The organism is Flavobacterium sp. YJ01 (assembly GCF_029320955.1).
GTDB lineage: Bacteria > Bacteroidota > Bacteroidia > Flavobacteriales > Flavobacteriaceae > Flavobacterium.
This window is the reverse complement of sequence record NZ_CP119757.1, coordinates 4549645-4573703: the sequence shown is the minus strand read 5'-3', so window position 1 is coordinate 4573703 and position 24059 is coordinate 4549645. Positions and strand designations below refer to the sequence as shown.

At 33.9% G+C, this 24059-nt stretch carries 18 protein-coding genes and 3 tRNA genes; 12 read left to right on the top strand and 9 right to left on the bottom strand.

The annotated features are described in order from the left end of the window. Positions 1-19: 19 nt before the first annotated feature. A complete protein-coding gene (locus P0R33_RS19990) occupies positions 20-2815 on the top strand; it encodes an insulinase family protein (RefSeq protein ID WP_276172924.1) in 2796 nt (931 codons plus the stop codon). Between the two features lie 248 nt (positions 2816-3063). Next, entirely contained in the window at positions 3064-4338 is a 1275-nt protein-coding gene (locus P0R33_RS19985; RefSeq protein ID WP_276172923.1) for an MFS transporter, read from the top strand. Between the two features lie 69 nt (positions 4339-4407). Here P0R33_RS19985 and P0R33_RS19980 read toward each other — a convergent pair whose 3' ends face one another. The 6 genes from P0R33_RS19980 to P0R33_RS19955 form a co-directional block, all read right to left on the bottom strand. Beyond that, positions 4408-5139 carry a trypsin-like serine protease gene (locus P0R33_RS19980; RefSeq protein ID WP_276172922.1) on the bottom strand — a complete coding sequence of 244 codons (732 nt, stop codon included), beginning with the start codon at positions 5137-5139 and terminating at the stop codon, positions 4408-4410. A gap of 97 nt (positions 5140-5236) precedes the next feature. After that, positions 5237-6022, bottom strand: coding sequence for a GLPGLI family protein (locus P0R33_RS19975; protein WP_276172921.1), 786 nt, complete (start codon positions 6020-6022; stop codon positions 5237-5239). Positions 6023-6026: 4 nt separating this feature from the next. Then, positions 6027-8825: an outer membrane beta-barrel family protein gene (locus tag P0R33_RS19970; protein ID WP_276172920.1), complete on the bottom strand. Its 2799-nt coding sequence runs from the start codon at positions 8823-8825 to the stop codon at positions 6027-6029. 693 nt (positions 8826-9518) lie between these two features. Further along, a tRNA-Arg gene (locus P0R33_RS19965) sits at positions 9519-9592 on the bottom strand. 32 nt (positions 9593-9624) lie between these two features. Then, a tRNA-Pro gene (locus tag P0R33_RS19960) sits at positions 9625-9699 on the bottom strand. 13 nt (positions 9700-9712) lie between these two features. Beyond that, a tRNA-Ser gene (locus P0R33_RS19955) sits at positions 9713-9796 on the bottom strand. 238 nt (positions 9797-10034) lie between these two features. Here P0R33_RS19955 and P0R33_RS19950 point away from each other — a divergent pair. Then, positions 10035-11213, top strand: a complete 1179-nt coding sequence (locus tag P0R33_RS19950) for an acetyl-CoA C-acyltransferase (RefSeq protein ID WP_276172919.1) — start codon at positions 10035-10037, stop codon at positions 11211-11213. A gap of 73 nt (positions 11214-11286) precedes the next feature. Then, positions 11287-12048, top strand: coding sequence for a C40 family peptidase (locus tag P0R33_RS19945; RefSeq protein WP_276172918.1), 762 nt, complete (start codon positions 11287-11289; stop codon positions 12046-12048). Positions 12049-12172: 124 nt separating this feature from the next. Here P0R33_RS19945 and P0R33_RS19940 read toward each other — a convergent pair whose 3' ends face one another. Further along, the gene (locus tag P0R33_RS19940; protein WP_276172917.1) at positions 12173-13018 is read right to left on the bottom strand and encodes an AraC family transcriptional regulator; all 846 of its coding nucleotides are present in this window, start codon (positions 13016-13018) and stop codon (positions 12173-12175) included. Positions 13019-13134: 116 nt separating this feature from the next. Between P0R33_RS19940 and P0R33_RS19935 the strand changes: the two genes are divergently transcribed. The 4 genes from P0R33_RS19935 to P0R33_RS19920 all read left to right on the top strand — a co-directional run bounded on the left by P0R33_RS19935 (position 13135) and on the right by P0R33_RS19920 (position 16063). Further along, on the top strand, positions 13135-14121 hold the full coding sequence (locus P0R33_RS19935; protein ID WP_276172916.1) for an aldo/keto reductase: 987 nt from the start codon (positions 13135-13137) through the stop codon (positions 14119-14121). A 442-nt stretch (positions 14122-14563) separates the two neighbouring features. After that, on the top strand, positions 14564-15169 hold the full coding sequence (locus P0R33_RS19930) for an NAD(P)H-dependent oxidoreductase (RefSeq protein WP_276172915.1): 606 nt from the start codon (positions 14564-14566) through the stop codon (positions 15167-15169). A gap of 2 nt (positions 15170-15171) precedes the next feature. After that, the gene (locus P0R33_RS19925) at positions 15172-15450 is read left to right on the top strand and encodes a putative quinol monooxygenase (protein ID WP_276172914.1); all 279 of its coding nucleotides are present in this window, start codon (positions 15172-15174) and stop codon (positions 15448-15450) included. Positions 15451-15604: 154 nt separating this feature from the next. Further along, the gene (locus tag P0R33_RS19920; protein ID WP_276172913.1) at positions 15605-16063 is read left to right on the top strand and encodes a DUF3291 domain-containing protein; all 459 of its coding nucleotides are present in this window, start codon (positions 15605-15607) and stop codon (positions 16061-16063) included. A gap of 88 nt (positions 16064-16151) precedes the next feature. Here the strand turns inward: P0R33_RS19920 and P0R33_RS19915 are convergent, their stop codons facing one another. Beyond that, on the bottom strand, positions 16152-16916 hold the full coding sequence (locus P0R33_RS19915; protein ID WP_346429614.1) for a methyltransferase domain-containing protein: 765 nt from the start codon (positions 16914-16916) through the stop codon (positions 16152-16154). A gap of 244 nt (positions 16917-17160) precedes the next feature. On the opposite strand from P0R33_RS19915, the gene P0R33_RS19910 reads away from it, so the two are divergent. Then, positions 17161-18042 (top strand): LysR substrate-binding domain-containing protein, encoded by an 882-nt coding sequence (locus tag P0R33_RS19910; RefSeq protein ID WP_276172911.1) that lies wholly within the window; start codon positions 17161-17163, stop codon positions 18040-18042. Between the two features lie 294 nt (positions 18043-18336). Continuing rightward, positions 18337-19623 carry a DUF2130 domain-containing protein gene (locus tag P0R33_RS19905; protein ID WP_276172910.1) on the top strand — a complete coding sequence of 429 codons (1287 nt, stop codon included), beginning with the start codon at positions 18337-18339 and terminating at the stop codon, positions 19621-19623. A gap of 151 nt (positions 19624-19774) precedes the next feature. Here P0R33_RS19905 and P0R33_RS19900 read toward each other — a convergent pair whose 3' ends face one another. Then, complete coding sequence (locus tag P0R33_RS19900) at positions 19775-20548, bottom strand: META domain-containing protein (protein WP_276172909.1); 774 nt, start codon at positions 20546-20548, stop codon at positions 19775-19777. 270 nt (positions 20549-20818) lie between these two features. Here P0R33_RS19900 and nirB point away from each other — a divergent pair, with 270 nt between their 5' ends. Together nirB and nirD are read left to right on the top strand one after the other, a co-directional pair. Continuing rightward, positions 20819-23332, top strand: a complete 2514-nt coding sequence (gene nirB, locus P0R33_RS19895; RefSeq protein WP_276172908.1) for a nitrite reductase large subunit NirB — start codon at positions 20819-20821, stop codon at positions 23330-23332. Between the two features lie 242 nt (positions 23333-23574). Beyond that, positions 23575-23952, top strand: a complete 378-nt coding sequence (nirD, locus tag P0R33_RS19890; protein ID WP_132988103.1) for a nitrite reductase small subunit NirD — start codon at positions 23575-23577, stop codon at positions 23950-23952. The last annotated feature ends 107 nt before the right edge of the window (positions 23953-24059 follow it).

Genomic DNA, 24059 nt, shown 5'->3' with positions numbered 1-24059 from the left:
AGAACAATAACGATCAACAATGAAAGCAAAATTAATTGTAGCGCATTTACTTTTCTTGTGTCTAACTCAAGTTTCAGCGCAATTTAAAACCACTTTTCCACTGCCTAAAGAAATTAAGCACGGAACACTTCCAAACGGAATGCAATATTTCATCATGCATAACGAATGGCCAAAAGACAGAGCCGATTTTTACTTCGTGCAAAATGTTGGAGCAATTCTAGAAAACGACGATCAAGACGGATTAGCGCATTTCCTAGAACATATGGCTTTTAACGGAACAGAACATTTTAAAGGAAAAGGAATCATCAACATGCTCGAAAAACAAGGTGTTTCTTTTGGAAAAGACATTAATGCTTATACGGCTTATGACGAAACGGTTTATAATATCAGTAATGTTCCAGCGGACAATAAAACTTTATTGGATTCTTGCATGTATGTGTTGCACGATTGGTCTGGTTCTTTGCTTTTGGCAAATAACGAAATTGATGCGGAAAGAGGTGTAATTCGTGAAGAATGGCGCACGAGAAGAAACGCAGATTACAGAGCGGGAGAAAAAATTGATAAAGTGGTTTTTCAAGGTTCAAAATATGCAAAACGAAATGTAATCGGAGATTTGAATGTCATCAATAATTTCAAATATCAAGTATTAAGAGATTATTATAAAAAATGGTATCAACCGCAAAATCAGGCGGTCGTGATCGTAGGGGACATCGACACGGCTTTAATCGAAAAAAGGGTTAAGGAGATTTTCGGTTCGATACCAACCCCAAAGAAAATCAACAAAAGAGAATACGAAAAAATTCCGGTGCAGAAAGAAAACCGTTATGTTTTGGCAACAGACAAAGAATTACAGCGTTCGGGAATTTCACTTTCGCACACTCAGTCAAAACCTTTGGTTCAAGATGAAGCCGAAATGACAAAAAGCATGCAAGAAAGCTTGGCAATGCAATTGATGAATATTCGTTTTGGAGAATATATCATTAACAATGAAACAGCAGGTTTATCTTTTGGAGTTTCTAACAATAACCTTTCTAGGTTAGCAAGTAAATTTTCGCTAAACATTACACCAAAAAAAGGAAAGTTTTTAGAAGCATTTTCAGAAGCTTACAGAGAATATGAAAGAGCGATTCAAAACGGATTTACGCAACAGGAATTAGATCGTTTAAAAACCAAAATGCGAAGCAGTTATGACAATCGTCTGGCAAATAAAGACAAAATCAGCAACGGATCTTGGGCAGAACAATTGCAAATGTATTTCTTAGAAGCCAATCCTGTAATGACGATGGACGAAGAATACAAATGGATGAATAACTTTCTGGATAAAGTTACTTTAGAACAGATTAATACTGTTTTCAGAGCTTTAGAACCTAAACAAAATTTAATCTTATCGGTTTCTGCTCCAGAAGATGCAGCAACAAAATTCCCTGAAGCAAATGATTATTGGAATGCGATGAAAAGCATTTCCAACAGCAAATTGGAACCTTATAAAGAAGAAGAATTAACAGCTTCACTAGTAAAAGAACAATTGACAGAAAAAGCAATTGTAAAAACAAGTGACATTAAAGCATTCGCGAATGCGAAAGAATATACGCTTGCAAACGGCGCAAAAGTGGTTATTTATCCAACGACATTGAGCAAAGACCAAATTCTGTTCTCAGCTTACAGCGCTGGAGGAAATTCACTTGTAGATTGGCAAGAACTTCCGTCGGCACAAATTGCAACGGCTGTGGCGTCTTATTCTGGTTTGGGGGATTATAAATTTACCGATTTAAAAAAGAAACTAACTGGAAAAACAGCAAGTGTTAGTCCGTATATTGGAGGTTTATATGAAGGTTTTAACGGAAGCAGCAACAAAGAATCTTTAACAACTTTACTGCAGCTGACTTATTTATATTTCCAGCATCCGAGATTTGATTCGACTACTTTTGATAAAATAAAAGAGCAATATCAAAACAAACTAAATAATGCTCACAACAGCAATGAAAAAGCTTTAAACGATACGATTTCGGTTTTAAACACCAATTACAGCAAACGAAATTGGGCATTGAATCAGGATTTCATCAATGCTTTTGATTTGAATAAAGCGAAGAAATTCTACTCAGAACGTTTTTCTAATGCAGGAGATTTTACCTTTTTATTCGTCGGAAGCATTTCTGAAAAAGATATTGCTTTAATTAATACCTATTTAGGAAATCTTCCTTCAACTTCAAAAACAGAAAAATACGTCGATCATAAAATTTATATGAAAGACGGAAAAACTGAGAAAACGATCTTTAGAACAATGGATACGCCAAAAACAACGGTTTATCTTCATTTAGAAAACAAAGATGTTGTGTATTCTAAAAAGAATAAAATTCTGAGTTATATGGTTTCTGAATGGCTTACGAAACGTTATTTGGAAACAATTCGTGAAGAAGAAGGCGGCAGTTATGGTGTTCAGGTTGGAGCCAATTTATCGCAATCTCCTACTCCATTATTTTCTTTAGAAATCAATTTTGATTGTAATCCTGACAAAGCAGATGCCTTGGTGAAAATTGTACACGCAGAATTGGCAAGAGTGCAAACAGAAAACATTCCTGCAAATATGCTAGAAGACATTAAACAATCTATAATTAAGAATAATCAGGAGCAGTTAAAAGAAAATAGTTACTGGCTAAGTGCGCTAACTTCTTACGTTCGCAACGACGAAACTCCTCTTGACATTGAACTTCTTAAAAATACATTAAGTACAATTACAGCAAAAGATTTAAAAGAATTTACCGTAAATGCTTTAAAAAAATCTAACAGTGTACAAGTGCTAATGAAAGCAAAATAAGAATCTCTTATAAACCAATTTCCAGATTCCGGTTTATAATATTCTTATCGATTTTTTTATTTTTTATTTTAATTAGTTTTTAAAGGCTGTCTAAATTTTAGATGGCCTTTATTGTTTTTTTAATTAAGATTTTTTGATTTACGGCACAACCGTGGCTCTTTATGTAAGCAAAGAAATAACATAGAAAAAACAATTCTTTTATGTTGCGTCTGAATTCGTATATTCGGCCTTTATTTTGAAAAAAGAGAATGATTGCAAAATTGAATGAAAGAAAATCCTATCCATGGATTGTTGTTGGCCTGCTATGGTTTGTTGCTTTATTGAATTATTTAGACCGACAAATGCTTTCTACTATGAAATCAGCAATGATGGATGACATTCCTGAATTGGCTAAAGCTGAAAATTTCGGCCTTTTGATGGCTGTTTTCCTTTGGATTTATGCGCTGATGAGCCCTGTTTCTGGAATTATAGCAGATAGATTTAACCGAAAAAGAATCATCATAGGCAGTCTTTTTATCTGGTCTGGGGTGACTATGGCGATGGGTTATGCCACAACTTTCAATCAGATTTATGTTCTGCGTGGCATTATGGGTTTTAGCGAAGCCTTTTATATTCCTGCTGCCTTATCCTTAATTGCAGATTACCATCAGGAAAAAACACGCTCTTTTGCAATTGCAATTCATACCACCGGAATTTATTTAGGACAGGCACTCGGCGGTTTTGGAGCCACTATTTCTAAGTATTTTTCCTGGCATTTCAGCTTTCACTCCGTAGGTTTATTTGGTGTACTTTACAGTTTAATACTTATATTTTTTATACAAGAAAAGAAAACTTATTTCTTAGATCCCACAAAAAAGTCATCTGTCCGCAATGAATTCAAACAAATGTTCAAAGGATTGGGAATATTGTTCGGTAATATCTCCTTTTGGGTTTTGCTTTTTTATTTCTCTGCACCAAGTTTACCGGGTTGGGCGGCCAAAAACTGGTTACCCACTTTATTTACTGAAACTTTACATTTAGACATGTCTATGGCAGGACCAATTGCAACGGTAACCATTTCGATGTCTTCCTTTTTTGGCGTTTTAATTGGAGGCGCAATTTCAGACAGATGGGTGATGAAACATCTTAAAGGAAGAATTTACACCAGCGCTATCGGATTGTTTCTTACCATTCCGGCGTTGTTTTTATTTGGCTATTGCTGTGACATAGCCGCTATTGTTTTTGGCGCGGTCCTTTTTGGACTTGGATTTGGAATATACGACACCAACAACATGCCTATTCTCTGCCAGTTTGTTGCTCCCCGCTACAGAGCTACAGGATATGGAATTATGAATTTTGCAGGTATTTCTGCCGGAGCTGTTATCACAGAGTTTTTAGGAAAAGCCGCAGATAATGGAGGCATGAGACACGTTTTTGTACTGCTGTTATTTGTTGTTATTACTGCAATCGTTTTACAGCTGGTGAGCCTACATCCAAAAACAATAGATATGACTGATGAGAATGAGGCTACAAATTCAATCTAAAAAAGAAAGCGATTTGAAAATTAAATAAATACCTCCAACCGCTTTTACATGACAGACTTATTATTTATCTTACTTTATATTCTGAATAAAAGTTAATAAATTCGTTACCGAACATGGCGAGAAAAACTTCTTATTTGAATCTGGATCAACTGTCCCATTTGAGACAATCCCGACAAGTAAACCGTTTTCATCTACTAATGGAGCTCCACTAAGTCCTCCGAATTTCTCAGGCACAAGAATATCTTTTAATAAAATTCGATTTGAAATTGTTTTGTAATATTCAAATTCATATACCCTTTGCGGTCCATTTTCCATCGTTCTGGTCCAGCCTACAACATATAATTTTTCTCCCTGAACTAAAGGAGTCTTTCTTATTTCTAAAGGTATAATATTGGTAGAGTTTTCTTTTATGGAAAATACCAGCCAGTCATTGTCATAAGTGGACTTGGCTTCCAATTTCTCAGACTTGTCTTCATTTAATAATTTATCACAAATTACAATTTCGGACTTATTGTTTAAAGGGTATAATATCCAATTTTTAATATAGTTTTCCAACGACAGAGTTGTCATTCCCTCGGGCTTAATAATCTTAAGTATATGTTTTGCTGTAACAGAAAATGTTTCATTATTATATTTTACAAGAAAGCCACAACTGAATTTTGGCTGATTGTATTTCGGGTTTGTAAATTCGATCCCGTTCACCAAAGCTATTTCTTTAAATACTTTGTTTGAAGAAACCTCCTGTCCGAAGCAACCTGCTGTCCATAAAGTTGCAATAGCAAAAAAAAGTTTAAATTTCATAATACTTCCAAATTTAGAGTTCACTATCGGTCAATACAAAAACTTTTATTTAGGCTAATTTTCATTTCTAATGACTATACATAGTTTTAGTAGCTAGCTATAAAGAGTAAGCTTGCAATGTTTTTCTTGCCCATTTTCCCCAGTCTTTCAAAGCATCCAAAAGTATTTTGTTTAGTCCTTTATTGTCTGTCGGTTTGCCTTTAATTGGTGGAGCTAAATCTTTGTCAGAAACCGGAATCTCAGTAACTTTTGTGGCAAACCATGTCATATTTTCATGCGGCATAGCCAAGCCTAAAATTGTTCCGGGTAAGCCTGTAAAAGATTCTGGACCTCCTGAAAATGGAATTTGAATGGTATAATAAGCAACAACATAAACAGAATCAATAATTATGGCATTTGCTCTGCGACATTCATAGCCCGCAATTTCTCTGGTTTCATCCGTAATTTTCCAGTCAATTTTGCGTAAGCTATCTTTAACTAAGTATAAATCATCGTAAACATTTTTTTGTGTAATACTGGTTTGCGTATCAAGATCTGTGGCGATAACATTTTTTAAATTAGCCATTGCATCATCTGCAATCCAAGCGTTGTTATTTGCCGATTGATTGGTTTCTTCCCATTTGTATAAACTCTTGTTTTTTGAAAAACTGAGAATGCTTTTTGTAGTTTTAAATTGCGGATTGTTTTTTTTATAACTTTCAAAAGCAGCTTGATAATAACTATCAGTTTCTCCTTTTATTTTTTTTGTAATCAAAGCATACATATTCGATTTTTTCTCAAATTCGATTACGCCATTTTGTACAAAGTGCTCATTTTGTGCAAAAGTATTGCAGCTTATCAATACAATTATTAAAATTAAGATGCGATTTATTATTGTTTTCATGGTTTTAGTTTTGTTTAATTTCTCCTCCGCCCATTTTGCTGAAATCCCAGCTTACAGAGAACATAAAGTATCTTTGGATAGTCGTATAAGTACTTTGGCTGATGTTTCCATTATAAGCCGAACGATTAAATCCTACATTTTGGTTCAAAAGATCTCTTCCCGTTATAGAAACTCTTAAATTATCTGATTTTAAGAATTTCTTGGTGATAGATGCATTCCAGATAAAACGTTCAAAAGTTTCCTGAATCACTTGCGTTTTTCCATTATATTGATAATTACCATCTGTACTAATTTCCAGTTTGAAAGGTAACTCTACACTGGTCCAGAAATTTCCATTAAACCCCCAACCATTACTATCACTATTTTCATTGATGCTTGCATCGGCAACGTTGTATGTAGGTCCGAAGCTGGTATTAAAATTATATTTTTTCTCTTTATACTTTGATAAGTTTAAATTAAAGGAGTAAGTTGAATTTTTAGTTTTATTCAGTTTTGTATTGATGTAATTATAGTTTACATTTTTGTTGGCGCTTAAACCAATTCCTGCTGTCATATCAATTGCTTTGATTGTTTTGCCAAAATTACTGTTCAAATAATAACTTGTTGAAGCTTTGTTTTCGAGGTTTACAAATTGGGAAATACTTTCTCCTCTATCATTTGTAACCACATTACTTATTATTGGATTTATTGTAAAATTATACGATCCGTTAACCGAAAAATATTGATTGGTGAGCACTTTGTAGGAGTAATAACTACCTCTAAGAATATTTCTAAAAGAAGGATCTAAATTTGGATTACCAACAATTGTATTTAATTGGTTTTCATTGTTTCGGATAGGCTGTAACTGATCTAATGTCGGCTGATCGGTATTTCCGTTATACGACAAACGAAGCGATTCTCTTTGTTTAAAATTATACTGATAGCTTATCTGAGGCATGTAGTTAACAAATTTTTGCTTAAAATAACTATCTGCATAAACATCATATTGTTTAAAGTTTACACCACTAAATTTAGAGCCAAAAGAAAAAACAGTTTTATTTTTTTTGTAGTTAAAAATCGCTCCAACCTGGTTTATTGTTTGGTCTAATTCATAATTATTACTAAAGATGGAATCCAAAACATTATAATCACCATTTGAAGATTGATTAAAAGATTTACGATCCGCTTTTCCATTACTGATGTTGAATCCATAATTAAGAATTAAAGATAAACTTTTGGATAACGGTTCGGTATAGATTAAATTTGATTTAAAAGCTGTATTGCTAATATTATTGACTTTATTCTGATCGACTACTTTAGTGCTATCCGGACTAATTACAGATGGTGTAAAAAACTCAGCCCTAGAATTTAAGTAACCATCACTTTTACTATTTGTGCTTGATTGGCTTAGATTAAGAGATAATGTTCGGCCCGTCTTTTTAAGTCTTTTGGTTAATAAAGTATTTATATTAAATGCTTTATCATCAACATTATTATTATTTGTCTGTTTCAAATTATTCAATTGGTTACCTTGTTCTTCAGTACCTTTTCGCATTTCTGCGTCACTGGAATTGCTCTTTTTAAACAATCCATCTACATTTAATTTTAAAGTTAAAGTAGTGTCAATTTTAATTTCATAAGCTAGATCAAGTTTATTTTTAGTCATATTTTTTTCAAAATTCTTGTCTGAAGCATTATAAATGCTGCTAGAACTTAAATTTTGCTGGTTAATATCATTACGATTTCCTGAAAGTTTGATGTCGCCAATTTTGTAATTTGCATTGATAGATTCTTTATCCTTGTTCCATTTATTGTCAAAATGTATTCCGCCAGTTTGAACCACTGGAATTCCTTCACCATTAAATTGCCCGTCCCAACTATCAAATTCATCATTTCCATTGTTTGAGAAATAAATACCGCCGTCATCAGTTACTTGATAACCGCTTTGGCCATATTTATCTTTATCTCCCCATCCTAATCCTACTTGCCCTGTGTTGCCTAAAATGCCATAAGCTGCTAATTTTTTCTTATCCCAAAACTTATTAAACATGGCTTGGCCTTTGTAAAAATTATCGGTCCCTCCTCCAAGTTCTACTTTCCCAAAATGACCATTTTTTTTGTCTTCTTTAAGTTTAACATTCAGCGTTTTTGTTTTCTGACCATCATCAATTCCTGTAAAAGCGGCTTGATCGCTTTTTTTGTCGTACAATTGCACTTTATCAACCATGTCAGCACGTAGATTTTTTGTAACTAAAGTAGGATCATCACCAAAAAATTCTTCACCATCAACCAAAACTTTGGTTACAGTTTCGCCTTGAGCGGTAATTTTTCCATCCTTATCAATTTGTATTCCTGGGAATTGTTTTATCAGATCTTCCACTTTTGCATTAGGTTCTATTTTAAATGCTTTTGGATCAAATTCTAACGTATCTCCTTTGATTTTCATAGCGGCTCTATTGCCTTTTATAATTATTTCGGATAATATTCTTCCTTTATCAGCCAAATTAATTTTACCATAATCTTTGATTAACTTGGTGGAATCAACAGAAAATTGATCTACAAAATCAGCATATTTGGGATAAGAAACTAGTAAAATAAATTTACCAGCTTTAATATTATTCAACTCAAAAGAACCATTTTCTTTAGCTCGAGTAAATTTTACTAAAACAGAATCTTTTGCTCTTAACAAAGAGACTGATGCTTCGTTTAGACTAGATTTGTTTATGGTATCTGTTACATATCCTTTAACTGTGCCTGATATTTGTGCCTGTAAAGCATTTGATAAAAAAAGAAAACAGCATACTACTAGAATTGTTTGTCTCATTAATTGGTTGTGGTTTTTTGGAAAAAAGGCATTATAGTTCTATTCTATTTATTGAGAAATAGAAAGAAAATGCATTTGTTGTGAGATTTTTTTTAGATAAGCAAAATTGTAGATTGCAGATTCTACAATAAAAATTGCGATAGTATCTTTTGATCTAGATCTACTGAAAGATATCGGCTTAATTTTATGAAATTCATGTTCTTTTTGAGTGGTTTTGTTGTTAGCAGTTTGAATTTTAATGATTTTAACTAATGATTATTACTATAACTGTTAAATCAATACGATCCAAAAGTAAGTAAAAATACTACAATATTAAAAAAAGACTGCACTTAATATTGTCATCATTAAATATTTAAATCAACAATAATGTTTTATTGCCAATATCCTTTTGAGCTGGTTCATAAAAACACCTAACTAATAGGCTTATCTCTTTATTATCCTTCTGCAAAAGAGAACATTATTTTAGAAAAGTTTTTTAACCTTACTTAGTCAAAATAAGAATATTGACAAATACTCAAGAAAAAGAATATAAAAATACCTCCAAAAATGACGAATCCATTTTGGAGGTATCGTAAACGCAGAAGGGTTGCAATTATAAGCCACAAGCCGCGTCTATTATATGTTTTAAGCATATTTCAAAAACAGCTAAATATGAAAAACAAAAAAGCCACTCGATATGAGTGGCTTTTGTTGTGATCCCAGAAGGATTCGAACCTTCGACCTACGCATTAGAAGTGCGTTGCTCTATCCAGCTGAGCTATGGAACCATTTCTTTTTAAACTTTATGGCAAAGTTTCTGTCGGGGTGGCAGGATTCGAACCTGCGGCCTCCTGCTCCCAAAGCAGGCGCGATAACCGGGCTACGCTACACCCCGAGGCAAATTTAAGCGGAGAGACAGGGACTCGAACCCTGGCGACGGTTACCCGTCGACAGATTAGCAATCTGCTCCATTACCGCTCTGGCACCTCTCCTTGCTCAAGGAATTGCTTCCGTTTTGCGAGTGCAAATGTATAACAACATTCCTTTTCTCACAAGCTTTTTTTTGAGTTTTTTTAGTTTTTTTTTATCTTTTTTCAAAACCACTTCACAATCAAACAAATAGAATTAACAAAAAATTGACTCAAATTTAAAATCTACCCTATTCTATACAAAATTTGAATTTATTCAAATAAAGAGTAAATTTGCTTTATAACTAATATTAAACAGAAAATGAACAAAAGAGTTGTTATCGTTTCTGCCGTTAGAACACCTATCGGAAGTTTCATGGGAGGGTTATCTACCGTACCTGCACCAAAATTAGGCGCTGCCGCTATAAAGGGAGCTCTTTCAAAAATTAACCTAGACCCAAAATTAGTTGATGAAGTTTTCATGGGAAATGTAATTCAGGCTGGTGTTGGACAAGCTCCAGCTCGTCAAGCAGCGCTTTTTGCTGGTTTGTCTGAAGAAGTTGCCGCTACAACTGTTAACAAAGTTTGTGCTTCTGGAATGAAAGCTGTTATGTTTGCTGCCCAAGCGATCGCATGCGGAGACGCTGAAATTGTAGTGGCGGGCGGAATGGAAAGTATGAGCTTGATTCCTCATTATGTACAAATGCGTGCTGGAAATAAATTTGGCCCTGCAACTATGCTTGACGGAATGCAAAAAGATGGTTTAACAGATGCTTATGACAACAACGCAATGGGAGTTTGCGCTGATTTATGTGCAACTGAATACAACATCAGCCGTGAAGAACAAGATGCTTTCGCGATTCAATCTTACGAAAGAAGCGCAAAAGCTTGGGATGCTGGAAAATTTGATAACGAAGTTGTTCCCGTAGAAGTTCCACAAAGACGCGGCGAACCAATTATATTTTCTAAAGATGAAGAATACACTAATGTTAAATTAGATAAAATTCCATCTTTAGCTCCAGTTTTTACAAAAGACGGAACTGTAACTGCTGCAAACGCTTCTACAATAAACGACGGAGCGGCTGCTTTGGTTTTAATGTCTGAAGAAAAAGCAAATGCATTGGGCTTAAAACCTTTGGCTTACATAAAAGGTTACGCAGATGCTGCACAAGAGCCTAAATGGTTTACAACAAGCCCTGTAAAAGCGCTTCCAAAAGCTTTAGACAAAGCTGGGATTTCAATTTCAGATGTTGATTATTTTGAATTCAACGAAGCTTTTTCTGTCGTTGGCTTAGCTAACGCAAAAATCTTAAACCTAGATAACGAGAAAGTAAACGTAAACGGCGGTGCAGTTTCTTTAGGACACCCTCTTGGAGCATCTGGAGCGCGTATTATTGTAACTTTACTTAATGTTTTAGAACAAAACAATGCAAAAACTGGAGCTGCTGCAATTTGCAACGGTGGCGGTGGAGCATCTGCAATTGTTATTGAAAGAGCCTAAATAAATATCATAAAAAATTAGGAGCTGTAAAACCTTTGCAACTCCTAATTTTTAAACTAATAAATTTCCTTAAATGTTCGGAATTTGTAATTTAGCTATAGTACCTGTTCGGTCTGAACCAAGTGACAGAAGTGAAATCGTTACACAACTTTTGTTTGGAGAACATATCGAAATTTTAGAGCGCCAAAATCAATGGGCAAAGATAAGAATTCAATTTGACGACTATATTGGCTGGGTAGATTCTAAGCAATATCAACTTATTACTGAACAGCAATTTAACTTGTTAAGCAAAGAAGCCATTATCTTAAATGCCGATTTGATTGACTACATAACTGCACCAGATAATTTATTACTTCCTATTCCGCTTGGGGCTTCTTTATCTTTTTTGAATAATAGCGAAATCAATACTTCGAATTTTGATTTTGAAGGAACCAAAACTAGTGGCATAAAACCTAAAAGCGCTTTGATAAAAACCGCTTTTATGTATTTGAATGCTCCTTATTTGTGGGGAGGAAAAACACCTTTTGGCATTGATTGTTCCGGTTTTACTCAAATGGTTTACAAATTAAACGGCTACAAAATTCATCGCGATGCTTCTCAACAAGCACTTGAAGGAGATCCGTTAAGTTTTATCGAAGAATGTGAAGCTGGAGATTTAGCCTTTTTTGATAATGATGAAGGAAATATTACTCACGTTGGTATTATAATGGACAATAATTACATCATTCACGCAAGTGGAAAAGTCCGCATTGACCGTTTAGACCACACTGGAATTTATAACCCTGAATTAAACAAGCATACTCATAAACTTCGTGTAATTAAAAAGATTATTTAAAAACACAAATTTGCTTCGCCCGTTTGCTATCGCTTGAGTTACGAATTACCACAGATTAAAAAATCCTTTAATCCGTGAAATCTATGGCAAAAAAAATTCGTGCAAATTAGTGAAATCCGTGTTTTTAAGCACTCAACCGAATCGTCTTTCTAAACTCAGACGGACTATATCCTTTTTGTTTTCTAAAGAACTTATTAAAATGGCTTTCATCCGTAAATCCAAATTCATAAGCAATTTCATTGATACGCTTATCGCTGAATTGCAAACGATGTTCAATCAGTTTTGTTTTATAATTACTTATATATTGCTGCATCGTTTCGCTAGCATGTTTCTTAAAATAACGCCCTAAATACGTATTCGAAATTCCGAAATAATCGCTTATCGATTCTGCTTTAATCTTTTCTGGATAATAAATATTATTCTGAATATATTGCAGAATATCCATTGCCTTTGCTTCTGTACTTATTGTAACCTGCTCTGGAAGATACTTTGCAATATTTCTAGCCACAATAATAATAAGCGTGTTTACCAATTGCTGAATCAATTCCTGATTGTACACATCTTTATCCTGATGTTCACGGCAAATAGCTTCAATCATCACTTTTACCAAACATTTATCCGGATCATTCTTAAGAATACAACCTGGTTGATGATTGGCATTTTGAAGAATATATTCCAATCGTTGGATATTTTCATTCTGCAAACTCGAATTTTTCAAATAAATATCATTAAATCTCAAAAAGAAAAATTTAGTTTGAGTTTCAATCGTAAAATTATGACAGTCTTCTGGCGTTAATAAAAACAAATGACCAGGATCGTATTCAAAAATATTTTTATTAATGCACTGTCTTCCTGTTCCTTCTAAAATATAAACCAGCTCAAAAAAATTATGACGATCTCCAACATCTGGATATTCCTTCAGCGTCTCAAAAGAAACCGTAAAAGGTTCGTATAAGTTTTCTTTTTTCATAATTCAATTTATTTGAAGATGCAAATATACCTAAAAAAGACAAATATATACCAAATAAGAATATTAAAAATGGTATAATTTTGCCTCGTCAAATTAATCAAAATAAAATTACAATCATGGAATATAGAAAATTAGGCAACTCAGAATTAGAATTATCAGCTATAACATACGGCGCTTTTGCCATTGGAGGAACAATGTGGGGAGGAACAGAAAAGCAAGATTCTATAGAATCTGTTCAGGCTTCTATTGATCACGGAGTTACAACAATAGACACCGCACCTTTTTACGGATTTGGTTTAAGTGAAGAAATGATAGGTGAAGCTATAAAACCTTACGATCGTTCTAAAATTCAATTACTTACAAAATTTGGTTTGGTTTGGGACGGTAGCAACAAAGGAAAAGGTGATTTCTTCTTTGATGCAGACGATAATGGCAAAAAAGTTCCGATTTACAAATATTCATCAAAAGAAAATGTAATCAAAGAAATCGAAGAAAGCTTAAAACGTCTTAAAACCGATTATATTGATTTGCTGCAAATTCACTGGCCAGATTCAACAACTCCAATTTCTGAAACAATGGAAGCGGTTGAAACTTTAATTCAACAAGGAAAAATTAGAGCTTTTGGAGTAAGCAATTATAATGTTGCACAAATTCATGAAGCACAAAAGACAGTTCAAGTAGCTTCAGATCAAGTAGCTTATAGTATGTTAAACCGCGCAATCGAAACAGATTTAATTCCATTTACAGTTTCAGAAAACATCGGAATCATTGCTTATAGTCCAATGGAAAGAGGTTTATTAACTGGAAAATATTTCACAGACAGTAAATTAAAAGAAAACGATCACAGAAACGGTTATTTCGGAAAATTCGATTTACAGCAAGTAAAAACTCTAATCGAAGAATTGAGTTCATTAGCACATTCAAAACACATTTCAATTTCACAATTGGTTTTACGCTGGACAACTTTACAAAAAGGAATCGCAATTGTTTTAGCTGGAGCAAGAAACGCAGAACAAGCCATTTCAAACGCCAAAACTATGGATTTCGATTTATCAGTTTCAGAATTAGAATTTATTAATCAGGCAATTGCTAAAATAAAATAATTCTCTTTTTAAAATTTTAAACACATAGAAACATAGTTTTACTTTGTCTTCAAAGGCGTTTCACTTGCATAAATGAACATAGTCTACGCAATCTTGTCATTTCGACTGAAAGGAGAAATCACACCAGGAACTCCGCAAACTAAGTCGCCCATCTTTGGCGAGCAACGTGTGCGATTTCTCGTTCCTCGAAATGACAAGATTGTGTCAACTATGTGTTAGAAACTAGTTTCTTTCCATTCTCTTTTCCAAGAAAGAAAAACCTATGTTTCTATGTGTTTAAAAAAAATCTCAAATAATTAAATAATTTAGAATTTGGGCATGTTTCGCCGCGGCGAACCGGGCTATTCGTTCCAATCTTTTGTGTATCGTTAAAAAACGAGACACAAAAGGATTTCCACTGCTATCCCTCACGCATCCATTTTCATAAGAAACAACTATTAAAATGAAAAAAATATTTATAATTAACGGCGGACAGAAATTCGCACATTCAGGAGGTCAATTCAACAAAACCGTTCAAGATTGGACTCTTGAATTTCTTTCTAAAAATAATAATTACGAAATAAAAACAACTCACATCGAAGACCAAATTGATCTTCAGAAAGAAGTTGAAAAATTCGTTTGGGCAGATTTAATTATCTATCATACACCAGTTTGGTGGTTTCAATTGCCAAACCTTTTCAAAAAATACATCGATGATGTTTTCACGCAAGGACACAACAACGGAATTTATAAAAGTGACGGAAGAAGTCGTGTAAATCCAGATATTAATTACGGAACTGGCGGACTCCTGCACGGACGCAAATACATGTTGACTACAAGCTGGAATGCACCTGCAACTGCTTTTACGCTTCCAGGAGAATTTTTCGATGAAACCTCTGTTGATGACGGCGTAATGTTTGGTTTCCACAAAATGAACAAATTCACTGGAATGGAAAAAATAAACGGATTTCATTTTCATGATGTAGAAAAAGGTGCAACAACAGAAAATATTATTACCTTTAAAGAACAATATACCAAACACTTAGAGCAAACTTTTAAAAATCTATAATCATGATCTCAATTACAGCAATTTTAAAAAGTAAACCAGAGCATCTAATTGAAGTTCAGAACCTTCTGACGCATTTAGTAACCGAAACTAGAAAAGAAACTGCATGTATCCGTTACGATTTACATACTTCAGAAAATGTTTTTATTCTTTGGGAAGAATGGAAAGATCAGCCAGGTTTAGATTTACACAACAGCCAATCTTATCTTCAAGATTTTATTAAAAAAACAGAAACGCTTGTTTCTAGTCCAATTCAGGTTTACAAAACTGCACAGACTTTATAAGTTTTGTTTGCCACGAATTACACAAATTTTCACGAATTGTTTTTGTTAATTGATAATATAAAAATTAGTTCAATTCGTGTAATTCATGGCGAAAAATCCTATACAATATTCAGAAAAAAGCTAAATTGCCTAAAATTCAGAAACATATATTTTTATGAGCAATTATCATCTTGCCGAAATCAATATTGCTAAAATGAAAGGTATCGACATCAACGATCCTATCATGAAAGAATTTGTAGATAATTTAGATGCTGTAAACATTCTTGCTGAAGAAAGCGAAGGTTTTGTCTGGAGACTAAAAGACGATAGTTACAACGCCACAAGTTTGAATCCGTACAATGATGAACAGATTATTATCAATGTATCGGTTTGGGAAAACATAGAAACTTTGGAACATTATATGTATAAAACTTTTCACAGCGAATTTCTAAGACGAAGAAAAGAATGGTTTCACAAATTCGGAAAAACGCATACTGCCATGTGGTGGATTCCAAAAGGACATATTCCAACTACGGAAGAAGCCGTTGAGAAATTAGATTATCTTCAAAAAAACGGAGCATCAGAATTAGTTTTCGATCTTCGAAACAAATATCCAATGCCAGCTCATGCATAGTTTTTTTTTGCCACGAATTACACTAATTTTCCTTTTCTAAGTAAAAAAATTATTCGTGTAAATTCGTGCAATTCGTGGCAAATAAAACTTATTTAATTCCGCCAAAAGCACCGAAACACATATTTTTATGCAAAATTTCGACTTTTGAGAAACCTACTTTTTTCATTAAATCCAATTGATAATTCATAGATCTCGGAGAATCTTCTTTTTCTATATAATCCAAAACCTTCTGACGGTAGTCCTCCCCACCGATTCCTTCCAAATAATCACCGTAACGCTGCCAAGTATATTCGTTTAATAATTCTGTGTCTTGCGTAATCAAATCAGAAATCATCAAACAACCGCTAGGTTTCAATAATTTAAACAATTTAGTAAAAGTCGTTTCCCAATCGTTATCATCACGCAAATGATGCAAAACTGCTCCAGCCAAAATAATATCAAAACTATTTTCCTCTAAATCTACTTCGCGAATATCGCCCTGTTTTATTTCTACTTTTCCGTTGGTTTCCGCTGAAACCCTTTCAAAAGCGCGATTCAACATTGGCAAACTCAAATCGATTAAAGTGCAATCTAGATTTGATAATTTAGACAACATTTTTAAAGTATAATTTCCAGCGCCGCAACCTACGTCTAAGATGCTTTTTGCATTCGGAACAATGCGTTTTGAAGCTTCAGTTATTAATTCTAAAGAGATTGTAGCATCAATTGTTGCTACTTGTCCCGTTTCTAAATTAGAAAATCGTTCGACATCATTGTCAAATCGTTCTTTGATTTCTTCAATAGTTGATTTTTTCATGTCTTTGTTTTTTTTATCTCTCGCAGACAAAGCAGATTGAGTTAATCTTTTTGCTATTATATGATTGGAAATTATTATGATTAAGATGATTTATCTAAAATTAATAATCTGCCTTATCCGATAAATCTGCGAGAGAATTATTTTGTTTTAAAAAGTTATAAGTTTTTTTGTTATAGGTTATTCGTTAGAACTCTCACTTTTAACTTTTAACTTCTAACATTTAACTTAAAATCAAAACTATCTTTTTAATAAATACTTTAAAAATACTATTTTTATCAATTAATAATACTTTAAAAGTATCATGGAATTACGTCATTTAAAATATTTTTTGGCTGTAGCCGAAGAACTGAACTTTACCAAAGCTTCAGAAAAACTTTTTATTTCCCAACCTCCATTAAGCCGTCAGATTGCTGAATTGGAAGATGAACTTCAGGCAAAACTTTTCATTAGAAATAATAAAAAAGTAGAACTAACAGAAGCCGGAAAATATTTCCAAAAAGAAGTTAAATCTCTATTTCAGAATTTGGAACACATTTCATTAAAAACAAAAAAAATAGCAGAGAACGTCTCGGGCGAGTTCAGAATTGCTTATATAAGTTCGATTTATTCTTCTATAATTTCAGATTTAATCAAACATCTGAAAGCGCAATTTCCATACGTAAATTTTAAACTTTTTGAGATTTCAACAACGAAGCAAATCGATGCTTTAGAACAGGGAAAAATAGAAATGGGGATTATTCGATCTCCAATACAATCTCCCAAAATAAAATCACATCTTTGGTTTAAAGACGGATTTTCATTGGTTTACAATAAAAAATCTGTTCAGATAAAATCAGAAAACGATATTTTAAAATTGAAAGACGAAACATTTATTTTCTTCAACAAAGATTACGCGCCGCATTATCACGAAGTTTTATTGGAGCTTTGCGCTTTTTATGGCTTTACACCGAAGATTATTCACGAAGCGAATAACATCAATTCAATTGTGCAATTAGTCAAAAATGGTTTAGGAATTTCGATTGTTCCGTCGAACATTGCCAAAAACAATCAAGATTCTGAAATTGGTTTTATCGAATTGAAAAAAGTGAATCTTCATACTAATGTTTCGATTATAATTTCAAAAGAAGATGATTCTGAGATTACACAATCTGCCGTTGATTTTTTATTGCCGCAAAGACGCTAAGTTTTTTTGCCACAGATTAAAAAGATTAAGAGTATTTTCTCTCATTTTTGTCATTTCGGCGAAGGAGAAATCTCCAGAAAATATCTGCGGAATCTGCTAAATCTCATAAAATCTGCGTAAAATCTGCGTAAAATAAAAACTTTGTGCCTCTGCGACTTTGCGAGAAACAAATTCACAATGCATTTCGTCATAACAAAAAATCGTTACAATTTAGTACAGAAATCCACACTATAAAAAGAGAACTTTTAAATATCTTAGCAAATTCAAATTCTACAATAAAAATTTCAATAAAAAATGGCTGAGCAATCTTCAATTCAGTGTCCAAACTGCGGAACTCCTATCGACGTAAATGATGTCTTAAAACATCAATTGGAAGATAGTATTCGTAAAGAATTTCAACAAAAAGCTACCATTCAAAATAAGGAATTAGAGCTTAAAAATGAGCAGTTTGAAAAAGCTAAAGCCGAATTTGAAGCAAAGAAAAAGCAGGAAAACGAACTTTTTGCTGAACGTTTAGAGCGCGAGAAAAAAACAGCCGAAAAGGAAATTTCTGAAAAACTAAAAGCTAAATTAGAAGAAGAAAACAAAGATCGTTTGCTTTTAATGGAAAAAGAGCTTTCTGAAAAGTCTGAAAAAATCAGAGAATTAAATAAAATGGAAGGCGAAATCGCAAAATTACAACGCGAAAAACTGGAAATGAAAGAAGCGATTCAAGCAGAAGCTGAAAAGCAATTGAATGTGCAACTGACTTTGGAACGTGAAAAAATTAGAAAACAAGAAGACGATAAAAACGAACTGAAATTTAAAGAACTTCAAAAACAGCTTGAAGAACAAAAAAAATTAACTGAAGAAATGAAACGCAAGCAAGAACAAGGTTCTATGCAATTGCAAGGCGAAGTAATGGAATTGGCTATTGAAGAATGGTTGGCAAATAATTTTCCTCTTGACAGCATTGACGAAGTTAAAAAAGGTGCAAATGGCGCCGATTGTCTTCAGATTGTAAACACACGCGAGCATCAAAATTGCGGTTCGATTTATTACGAAAGTAAAAGAACAAAAGCTTTTCAGCCTTCGTGGATTGAAAAATTTAAAAATGATATTAGAACCAAAAGAGCCAATATTGGAGTTTTGGTTACAGAAGTAATGCCGTCTGGAATGGAAAGAATGGGCATGAGAGACGGAATATGGATTTGTACTTATGAAGAATTTAAAGGTTTAAGCGCCGTTTTGCGTCAATCTTTAATTCAGATAAATCAAGCAGTTCAAGCACAAGAAAACAAAGGCGATAAAATGTCAATGTTATATGATTTCTTGACTAGCAACGAATTTCGTTTACAAATCGAAGGAATTGTGGAAGGCTTTACGCAAATGCAAAGCGACTTAGATTCTGAAAAAAGAGCGATGCAAAGAATCTGGAAACAGCGCGAAAAACAAATCGAAAAAGTGGTTCATAATACTTTAGGAATGTACGGCTCAATTCGCGGTATTGCTGGAAATGCTGTTCAGAGTGTAAAAGCATTAGAATTGGATTTTATTGAAGGTGAATCGGAAGATGAAGAACCTAAGGAATTGTTTGAATAATTTTTTTCAAATTAAAACGCCAAGTTTGTCATTTCGACGAAGGAGAAATCTTCGCAAGCAGCTCCGTTCCTATAAGTCAATCTTTGTAGAGCTTCTCGTGGAGATTTCTCCTTCGTCGAAATGACAAAAAATGTGTAAAAAAATATAAATGTTAATCGACTTTCTTAAAAACCGCTAATTTCCCAGAAGGATTTGACAACGTAAGCCTATTATTTTCAATCGAATAATTTGTTGTGCTTTGCAATGCTTTTAAAAAATCTCCTTCTTTATTTCCTGGTGCGCAAGCCACTAAAGTCGAAACTACTTTGGTAAAACGCAAAACATCTTTCTCATAAAAAATCTGTCCTGTAATCGAATTACAGCCGCCAAATCCTGAAAATCTGTTTTCTGCGGAATTAATCTCAAGTCTCGGGAATTCTTTCTGAAAATCGGTTGCAAAAACTTTGTAACCATTTAATTCTTCCAAAACCCAAATATCATGAAGACGATAATCTGTAATAAATTTTCCGCATCCGCTTAATTTTTTCGCTTCTAATTCTGAATTATTTTTAATCTCAACCTTGACACTATAAGGCGAAATTGCACCAGACATTGAATCTTGACAGTCTAATTGCTGAATAGTTATAGTTGCAGAGGTAGTTTCGTTACTTACTTTATACATCCGAACATTTGCATCCATAGCTCGTATTGCATCGACAGCAGGAAAAGTAATACTCTCTTTTCCTGTAATAAGTGAAGTGAAAACAATTTGGTCATTTCCTATTTTAATTCCCCAAAACGGCTCATTTCCAGTTGCTTTAAAATAAAAATTTAAATCGTCTTGGGATGTTCCTGAAGATGTTTTATCTTTTGATTCTTTGCCCGCTGCACTTTTACAGCCTATCATTAAAACTGATAATAGCAATATTGAAAGGATTCTTTTCATAGTATTTCTGTTTAAAAAATGTTCTTCTTAAGAAAAACAACCATAAAATTCTTATGAATTTACGACATTTTTTTGAAAAGCTTATTTAGAATCTTTTCAAATTTATAAAAATATCCAATCTCCAAATTCATCTAAAAGCCGTACTACGTAAAAGATTACGACAAAATACGTAGTCAAAAATATTTTAACATACATAAAAAATATTTTTATTACGTATTTTTATAAGTACAAATACTTATATTTGCCTAGTAATACTTAATTAAAGAAATCATGATTAGAGTAATAGTAGTTGGAAACGGCATGGTTGGTTATAAATTTTGCGAAAAGTTTGTTGCAAAATCAGGACAAGAAAAGTATCAAATTACCGTATTTGGTGAAGAACCAAGACGCGCTTACGATCGTGTTCACTTAAGTGAATATTTCGGAGGAAAAACAGCGGATGATTTATCATTATCTACAACCGAATGGTACTTAGAAAACAATATTATTCTAAACACATCTGAGTTAATTACAGATATTAATCGAGATCTAAAAACAATACATACACACTTAGGAAAAACACATACGTACGATTACTTAGTTTTAGCTACAGGTTCTTCTGCATTTGTTCCACCAATTGAAGGTGTAGAAAAAGAAGGTGTTTTTGTTTACAGAACCATCGAAGATTTGGATGCAATAATGGCTTACGCCAAAAAAATAAAAATAAAAGGTGCAACTGAAGCAGCAGTTTTAGGCGGCGGTTTATTGGGACTTGAAGCCGCAAAAGCCGTTAGAGATTTAGGATTAAATCCGCATGTGGTGGAATTCGCTCCGCGTTTGATGCCAAGACAATTAGATCAAGGAGCGAGCGATATGTTGCAGGCTAAAATTGAAGAATTAAATATCGGAATTCATCTTAACAAAGCAACGCAATATATTGATGGAAACGAAAGTATAACAGGAATGATGTTTGCAAACGACGAATTGTTAAAAGTAGACATGTTGGTTATTTCTGCCGGAATAAAACCTCGCGACGAACTGGCAAGAGTTTCGGGACTTGAAGTTGGTGTAAGAGGCGGAATTGTGGTAAACAATCAAATGCAGACATCAGATCCTTCTATTTTTGCAATTGGAGAAGCCGCACTTTATAACCAAAACATTTACGGATTGGTTGCTCCTGGTTACGAAATGGCCGATGTTGCCGCTGAGCAAATCTTAAATGGCGACAAAACCATGAGAGAAACTATCGATATGTCGACTCAATTAAAATTAATTGGTGTTGAAGTGGCAAGTTTTGGTGATCCTTTTATCGAAAACGAAAATGTAACTGCTATTATTTATGAGAATAAATTAAGTGGAATCTACAAAAGAATTAACGTTACCAAAGATTCTAAAACACTTTTAGGCGGAATTTTAGTTGGAGATTCTAGCGATTATAATTCACTCTTTCAGATTTATAATAATGGAATGGGCTTACCTAAAAACCCAGAAGATTTGATTCTAGGTTCTCGAGATGGTTCTGAAGGTTCTTCTTTGGGAAGTGTAATGGATTTGCCAGATACTGCTGTAATTTGTTCTTGCGAAAATGTAACAAAAGGCTCGATTTGTTGTAAAATTCTAGACGAATCTTGTGCCACATTTTCAGATGTAGTAAAAGCAACTAAAGCAACTTCAGGCTGTGGAGGATGTAAACCAATGGTTTCTGATTTGGTAAAAGCGACTCAAAAAACTTTAGGAAAAGAAGTAAAAGAAGTTATCTGCGAACATTTCAGCTACACACGTCAGGAATTATACGATTTGGTAAAAATCAATAAATATGAAAATTTCTACGATGTTTTAGATCATCACGGAAAAGGTGACGGTTGCGAAGTTTGTAAACCCGTTGTAGCTTCAATTTTCTCAAGTATTTACAATGATACCGCAAACAAACACGTAACAACGCAAGATACAAATGATAGATTTTTGGCAAATATTCAGCGAAACGGAACTTATTCTGTAGTTCCGAGAGTTGCTGGAGGAGAAATTACAGCTGAGAAATTAATTGTAATTGGCGAAGTAGCCAAACAATTCGATTTATACACAAAAATCACTGGAGCACAAAGAGTTGATTTATTCGGAGCACATTTGAGTGATTTACCAAAAATCTGGAAAATCTTAATTGACAATGGTTTTGAAAGTGGTCATGCGTACGGAAAATCGCTTCGTGCCGTAAAAAGCTGTGTCGGAAATGCCTGGTGCCGTTACGGAATGGACGACAGCGCCGGATTTGCTATCGAACTAGAAAACAGATACAAAGGAATCCGTTCTCCGCATAAACTAAAAGGTGGTGTTTCGGCCTGCATTCGCGAATGCGCAGAAGCCCGCGGAAAAGATTTCGGACTGATTGCTGTCGAAGGTGGGTGGAATTTATACATCGCTGGAAATGGCGGTGCCAATCCAAAACACGCTGTTTTATTAGCAGAGAAAATCGACAAAGAAACTGTAATCAAATACATGGATCGTTTCTTAATGTATTATATCCGCACCGCTGGTCCGCTAATTCGAACTTCAACTTGGTTAGAAAAACTAGATGGAGGTTTAGAGTATTTGAAACAAGTAATTATCGAAGACAGTTTAGGAATCTGCGAAACGCTTGAAGCCGAAATGCAGACTTTAGTAAATACTTTTGAATGCGAATGGAAACAAGTTTTGGAAAAACCAAGATTATTGAAACGTTTCAATCACTTTATAAACTCAGAAGAAAAAGACGATAACGCCGTTTTTGTTCCACTTAGAGATCAAAAAATGCCGAAAGCTTGGTCGTAAAAAGTTATTTTAATCTCGCAAAGACGCAAAATCGCAAAGTCAAATCATAAAAAACTTAAAGAAAAAAAACTTTGCGACTTCGCGACTTTGCGAGCAATCTTCGCACTACATAAATAAGCTCCAAAAAAGAAAAAAAATCATTAAACGTTGCTGTCCTTCTTACCCTCTTTTTTACTGCGCCATCATAACTCTCATGATTGTAAAAAGAGGGCTAAGAAACAGGAAATCAAAACTTAATCAAAATGGAAGAGATCTTAAATCAATACGAAACAGTTCACGCGAGCGATGCAACAATTTGGTTCAAAGCTGGTAAAGTAGAAGATTTCCCAACCAACCGAGGCGGATGCATCAAATACAAAAACAAACAAATCGCGATTTTCAATTTTACGCGTCGCAACGAATGGTACGCTTGCCAAAACGCCTGTCCGCACAAAATGGAAATGGTGCTTTCAAGAGGAATGACAGGTTCTGCCGATGATATTCCAAAAATCGCTTGCCCAATGCATAAAAAAACATTTTCACTTGTTGATGGTTCAAATTTAAACGGCGAAGAATATAGCATCGCAACTTACCCAGTTAAGATTGTAGAAGACGAAGTTTTTGTTGGTTTTGTAGACTGATTTAATCTCAATCTTGTCATTTCGACGAAGGAGAAATCTTCACAAGTAGCTCCGTTCCAATAAGCCAATCTTTGTCGAGCTTCTCGCGAAGATTTCTCCTTCGTCGA